6 protein-coding genes are annotated in these 5733 nt (G+C 52.6%); 2 read left to right on the top strand and 4 right to left on the bottom strand.

What is annotated here, in order from left to right; translation table 11 throughout:
• Nucleotides 1-518: 518 nt before the first annotated feature.
• The 3 genes from NHH03_RS25785 to parA form a co-directional block, all read right to left on the bottom strand.
• Nucleotides 519-2072 (bottom strand): type IV secretory system conjugative DNA transfer family protein, encoded by a 1554-nt coding sequence (locus NHH03_RS25785; protein WP_253161212.1) that lies wholly within the window; start codon nucleotides 2070-2072, stop codon nucleotides 519-521.
• Between the two features lie 138 nt (nucleotides 2073-2210).
• Nucleotides 2211-2435 (bottom strand): plasmid partition protein ParG, encoded by a 225-nt coding sequence (locus tag NHH03_RS25780; RefSeq protein WP_253161210.1) that lies wholly within the window; start codon nucleotides 2433-2435, stop codon nucleotides 2211-2213.
• Nucleotides 2432-3052 carry a ParA family partition ATPase gene (parA, locus tag NHH03_RS25775; protein WP_253161208.1) on the bottom strand — a complete coding sequence of 207 codons (621 nt, stop codon included), beginning with the start codon at nucleotides 3050-3052 and terminating at the stop codon, nucleotides 2432-2434. Before parA ends, NHH03_RS25780 begins: the two co-directional genes overlap by 4 nt.
• Before the next feature lie 189 nt (nucleotides 3053-3241).
• Between parA and NHH03_RS25770 the strand changes: the two genes are divergently transcribed.
• Both NHH03_RS25770 and NHH03_RS25765 read left to right on the top strand, forming a co-directional pair.
• Nucleotides 3242-3601 (top strand): hypothetical protein, encoded by a 360-nt coding sequence (locus NHH03_RS25770; protein WP_253161207.1) that lies wholly within the window; start codon nucleotides 3242-3244, stop codon nucleotides 3599-3601.
• A gap of 291 nt (nucleotides 3602-3892) precedes the next feature.
• Nucleotides 3893-4789, top strand: coding sequence for a DUF4236 domain-containing protein (locus tag NHH03_RS25765; protein ID WP_253161205.1), 897 nt, complete (start codon nucleotides 3893-3895; stop codon nucleotides 4787-4789).
• A gap of 284 nt (nucleotides 4790-5073) precedes the next feature.
• Here NHH03_RS25765 and NHH03_RS25760 read toward each other — a convergent pair whose 3' ends face one another.
• A complete protein-coding gene (locus tag NHH03_RS25760) occupies nucleotides 5074-5511 on the bottom strand; it encodes a hypothetical protein (RefSeq protein WP_253161203.1) in 438 nt (145 codons plus the stop codon).
• Between the last annotated feature and the right edge of the window lie 222 nt (nucleotides 5512-5733).

Genomic DNA, 5733 nt, shown 5'->3' with positions numbered 1-5733 from the left:
AAGAAGAAGTCTGCGACTAAGAAGAAGTCTGCGACTAAGAAGAAGTCTGCGACCAAGAAGAAGTCTGCGACCAAGAAGAAGCCAGCGGCCAAGAAGGAACCTGCTACTAAGACGAGGACCAAGAAGATGTCTGCGGCCAAGGAAAAAGCGACTAAGAAGAAAGAACGCTGACAAGGCCGAGTGCGTTACCGCTCGAAGTCATCCAACTATACCGAGCTGTAGCTACCGCTACATCGGTCGGCCACGCTTCCAATCTCTTCTTCGCACAGCAGATTTGACCTGCAGCATGCTCGACGCCCGCGGCCGGTTCCGCCTCGGCCTAGTTCTTCTTTGCGACTACTGGCCGTTCGCGAACATGCTCCGGTGGCCGACGCCGGCAGCTTCGGCAGCTACATTCCGCTAAATTCGCTTCGGTCTCGCGCTCGGCGGTTCACCGATGCGTATTTGTCGCGTTTTGAATCTGCGTCGGCCGATGCAAGCGATGCATCTGAGATAAAATACTTTGCTGCCGCTTCAAATCAGGACAGCTCCATCGAGAAGTGCTCGCTTTTGTCGTAGAAGCAGCGTTGCAGGATCATCGGGCGGTAACCGGGGCGGAGCACTAGTTGTCGTAGTTTTGGATCGTCGCGGGCGAAGTAACGTTCGATTTCGTTGGGGGCCATCAGTGGTTTGGTTCCGATCGACCAATTGAGCCCGGATGAGGCGTCGTTGACCATTTGCTCTCGTGACGGGCGTTGGCTGCTGGTGGTTGCGGTGATGGCTTCACCTAGACGCTTGCTTAGGTAGTTGAGCGTGACCTCATCAAACCCTGCAAAAGTCTGCAACGTGCCCACGTTTCCCATGAACGTCTGCCAAGACTTTGGATACAACGCTTGGATCTGCGAGAGATCTTGCAGGATGACAACCAGCTTGACTCCTAGGCCAGCAAACTGGGCAATTGCCGTTTCGATGCAGTCAAGTTTCCCGAGACCATGAAATTCATCCAGTAGAAACAAGGCCTGGTGGCCGAACATCGTTTGCTCGTTCTCGCAGGCTGCCAGACACGTTTGGATGCACAATCGCTTGAAGCCTCGCATCAACCGCTCTCGCATCGCTGGAATACAGATGTAGAGGGCAAGCGATCCATTCTTGACTTGACGCGGATCGATCGACTCCCCACGCAATATATCTCGGACGGCGTCAACTGCGATAAAAGAGAGGTGACGTCGCACCGTTGAGGTCATGCTGGAAAACTCGTCTCCCGTGCGAGAATAAAATGCCGTCGCACATCCTCGCACGTAGCCACCGCCAGCATCACTCTCCAGCATCTCGGTTTCCAGTGCGAACGCGTGTGCGTCATTCGGATCGGGTTGGTTCGCAGCGATTGCCAATTCCCAGACCGTCACCAAATCCCGCCGACCTTCGTAGTTCGGGTGAGTCGCGACATGAACGCAAAGCCCTGAAATGAACTCACGGCTACCATCGTCCCAATGCGGATCTTTAACGGATTGGTTTTCGACAACCAAGGCATCACTAATCTGCATCGCATCAGCCGCAATCGTTGTTTGACCGGTCCCAAGAAGTGTCTCGATGGGGTTTAGCTTTCGACGATATCGCAGCGTCGAATCGCCTGAGCATCCAAAACAATCCAGAACGGCTGTCTCCTGGCCAAGTATCTTCGCCCGATACGTTGCCGTCGCGGCGGCCAATTCGCCTTTGGGGTCGATGGTGACAATGGAGGTTTCGCGCGGTGCGGCGATCAAGTTGGCCATCAAGAACGATCGAGATTTTCCACCCCGACTTCCCGCGATCAGACCATGATGCCGATCGTCGGCTACACCGATTGGCACACCTCCCTGGACCCACCTTGGTATTCGGCCGTCCGGTAAACGTTTTCCCGTAACCACCTTCCCGCCGACAACGCCGAGGAAAAGCTTGGATTCCCGATTGTTGCGAACATCCATTCGCATGGATTCAGTGGCAGCGATGTTCGCGGGATGCTCAAAGTAGTTGTGCGGTGCCTGTCCGACGTGCTCGGAATGCTGACCACGCGGAAGGTCGATCAGCAAATCAGAGTACAGATCTTCGTCCATCGCTTTGCTCCACGGCTCAGATGTCTAGATGGAGTGACCAAATGACGAAGCCTACGAGAAAACAGTTTCGTTGCAAGAGCCGTAAATGCGGCTCGCGACGGATAGCTTATGAAAGAGTCTCTCGTAGGCGATCAAGGATCAACCCAAGAGTGATTGGATTTGCTTTCTTAGAAGATCGGCAATTTGCACTTGCTTCTGTGCACAGTGAATTTTCAATCGCGTATGTAATTCGGGATCGATGTCGATCGTCAATCGCTTCGGTTTCAGCTTTGGCAACTGCTCGCTTTGCGCTCGATTGTCAACCCAATGGTCCGCTTGGTCGGGTTTCGCCGGCCGAGCCTGCATCTTGATTTTCTTCGTCATGCTACCCTCCTTAGTTCGTTGACAAATTTCCTGATCTCGCGCGCTGCCTTGGAATGCTTCTTGTTCAAAACGGTCATGCCCGTCACGGCCGTTTCCGCGAACGCTACTCGCTGTCCGATGTCACTTCGCAGCACCGGTACCTCCAGCTCCTTCAATGCAATTCGAACATCTCTTCCGATCGCCGTATTTGCAATTCGACGATTTAACGCCAGGCAAACACCGATCTCCGGTTTATACGTTTGAGCTTCACGAACCAGCTCGGCCGTTTCTGAAGCGGCCCACAAATCGAGAGGCGAAGGCTGCAATGGAATGACAACAAGATCAGCAGCCAACACGATCGATCGAGCCAGCTCGGTCACGCGCGGCGGTCCATCAATGACAACATCGTCGTAGTTGACTGACAGCATTTCGATCTCTTTGTGAATGGTCGCCTTCGGCATCCCAACCACGGTGAAGCTAGCCGACTCTCGGCAATTTGACCAATTCATCGCGCTGCCCTGCGGATCGGCATCGATCAACAGCACCCGGCGTTTCCGCCGAGCGAGTTCTTCGGCTGTATGGATGGAAAGGGTCGTTTTACCAACCCCGCCTTTTTGATTCAGAAATGCATAGATCATGGCCGTCGTGTTTCTGTGTCATCGCAGACACGTTGTTGCGATTTCACAGTACGCGATGGAGACCTGAAGCGCAATCCGTTTCGTCAAGTTATCAACAGCATTCAAAATTTTCGTGACACATCGGTGTTGATCCATACAATCGCAGGCATTCGTCGAATTGTATTCCGACTCTTTTATCCAGGCAGACCAATGACGAGCACGCTGCAAAAAGCAAACCGAGGCGTACCGACCAAACACCGAATTCGCTTCCGAAGCGAACGATGGATCGTCGCGGGAGGAATCCAGAATGAGGATGCGAAAAAAGTCCAGGAATTCGAAGGCTTCTTGTTCAACTCCTACCACACGACGACACATCTTTGTGTCGGAGTCGACAAGCAAGCCGACTGGTACCGAGACGAAGCCTGGCACGGCTTCGTCGCCAAGCAAAACGTGATCGAAGTCCAATTCCTCAACGACCAAGGTGACGATGTCACCCAAGCCGAACTCGCAGAGTTAATCAACGAGGACTTCAGAACCGCCTGGGGCGACGTTTGTCACACCTTGGACTAGATCTGACATGACAATCAAGCCACAGCTTCATCGATGGACCGGAAATGCAAAAACATCCCTACGTCGGTCGATGGAATCTGCACGAGCTCTGTTTGTCGAGGACGCCCATCGGTATCATGGTTGGCTAGATATTTGCCTGTCGACTTGCCACGTCTTTTAACGTTAAAAATGTTGCGCTAGTGCGATGTGTTATCGGGGACGTATTCGGTTTGGTAGCAGAATGGTTCGCGATGCGGATGGCGAATTTGAGGCGAACTGCGTTCAATAAGTGTTAACAAGTTGTTAGGCACCATGGGTTTTCGATTCGGGAAGCGGAAGAAATTCGGACCGATCAATGTCGGTATCAGCGTCAGTCGACGTGGGGTTACCGTTGGTAGTTCTATTGGCACCAAGAACGTGCGAGTTGGGGCCAATAGCCGGGGCCGTGTGCGTCTCTCTGCTGGCGCCCGCGGCGTTCGCTATGAGACCAGCACGACCATCGGTGGCGGCTTAAAACGTGGCGACGGTTCAGCATCAATCGACACTAGAAGCGCAACCGACCTGAGTGCGGTCGCCAAGGGCTGCGCTGGCTGTGTGCTCCTGGTGCTAGGTCTTCCTATTGGTCTTTTCTTGCTCACTGCGTTTATCGCGGCAATCAGTGATGCAATAGATACCGGTAGTAACTCAGCACCGCAAGCTAGGAAGATTCAGATCGCGAGCAGATTGCCGCAATCCAGCGGTGGCGATCTTTCCGATGGGGCCGTTGTCTTAAGTAAGAGTGACCAACAATCGCAGGCAGTCCGCATGGAACAGCATGCACAGCAGCTCGCTCTATACGACCAACAGAAGGCAGCACGAGAAGCAACCGAGAATGAGCTGCAAATCGTCGAAGCCGCAATCGCCGCGTTCAAAGAGCCAACCCAACCAACATTTGAACGCCGCACGTGGCACACGTTTGATCGAAAGCATGAAGTCGAAGCTACCTTCGTCGGCATCAAAGACCACACGGTACAGTTAAAACGAACTGACAGCGACAAAGTGATTTCGATCGATGACACATCCCTGATCGCTGAGGATCGTGTTTACATCACAATCATAGCGAAGCCACTGGCCGATGCTTACATACGAGAGCACGAGAAGTATCTGACCGACAAGCAGAGGCTCGTCGAGAAACGTGAAGCGGTGAAAGCAAAGCTAGTGTCGATGTAGGCAATCACAAAACTCACCGAACTAATACTCCACAATGCTGGAGCGATTTTTGCGAATCACTCAGCACCAGCAGCCCACCTTGAAAAGTATCGAAATCGATAGGTAGCCTCAGAATGCGAGTTGAATGCTGACAACTGGTCGCTTCTCTGCGTCGGAGAATTCTGATTGACGACACCGGCTCGTAGTAATGTGTGTCCGAACTTGCTTGAGTTTGACAAACCAACGCGATTTTCTGTCGAAGTTTCAGTTTGCAAAGCCAGATGACTTAGGTCTACTCAGGGTGTTCAATTCCCTATCGGTACGTGAACGGGCATCCCGGGCATGAGCTGCTCGTAATCGAGACCAAGTTCTTGGAAGCCAATGGCTAAGTAGAATGAACGGACGAGGGCTCGGCATTCTTTTGGATGTCCTTGCTCCTCGATCATTTGCGACGCAAGTTCGATAGCGATCGCGGTGTTGGCCGCGATTGTCCAATCATGATGCAGCAACTTCACTTGGTCGGCATCGGAGAACGTTCCAATCGACTCGCATTCGGTTTGGTCGTAGACGCCTAAACCCCCGGCCCAGAACTCGTAGGCTGGAAGCCATCCTTCAAGCCAGTAAGAACAGAGATTGAAGCAATTGCGTGTTCGGTCAATGAAATCTTGTTTGCTGAGTGGGTGGCCGACTCGGTAGTCTTGGGACTCAGTTTCAAACTTCAATGCCAATTGTTTTTGTGCCATCGATTGGGACATTGGCACGTAGCGCCGATCAAATCAAGCTTAAACGGATTGCGTCGTCAAACGCCGTCGAACTGTCCAATATTTTTGTACCCTTTTCCGTACCCTTTTCAGGTATGAAACGGTGCGATTCAGGGTACTTGGTGGAATCGAGAAATGCTGTTTTTACGGTGTTTTAGGCGTTTTTCGAGTTCGCTGGCTGCATTCACACGGCAGAGGTCACTG

The organism is Stieleria tagensis, from assembly GCF_024129865.1.
In the GTDB taxonomy this organism is placed as follows: Bacteria; Planctomycetota; Planctomycetia; order Pirellulales; family Pirellulaceae; genus Stieleria; species Stieleria tagensis.
The sequence above is the reverse complement of the archived record's forward strand: the minus strand, read 5'-3'. Positions and strand labels throughout refer to the sequence as shown.

What these genes read in the sequence shown, in the direction of transcription:
- NHH03_RS25785 (WP_253161212.1), bottom strand. Translation starts at nt 2,072, where the DNA reads ATGGACGAAGATCTGTACTCTGATTTGCTGATCGACCTTCCGCGTGGT.
- NHH03_RS25780 (WP_253161210.1), bottom strand. Translation starts at nt 2,435, where the DNA reads ATGACGAAGAAAATCAAGATGCAGGCTCGGCCGGCGAAACCCGACCAA.
- parA (WP_253161208.1), bottom strand. Translation starts at nt 3,052, where the DNA reads ATGATCTATGCATTTCTGAATCAAAAAGGCGGGGTTGGTAAAACGACC.
- NHH03_RS25770 (WP_253161207.1), top strand. Translation starts at nt 3,242, where the DNA reads ATGACGAGCACGCTGCAAAAAGCAAACCGAGGCGTACCGACCAAACAC.
- NHH03_RS25765 (WP_253161205.1), top strand. Translation starts at nt 3,893, where the DNA reads ATGGGTTTTCGATTCGGGAAGCGGAAGAAATTCGGACCGATCAATGTC.
- NHH03_RS25760 (WP_253161203.1), bottom strand. Translation starts at nt 5,511, where the DNA reads ATGGCACAAAAACAATTGGCATTGAAGTTTGAAACTGAGTCCCAAGAC.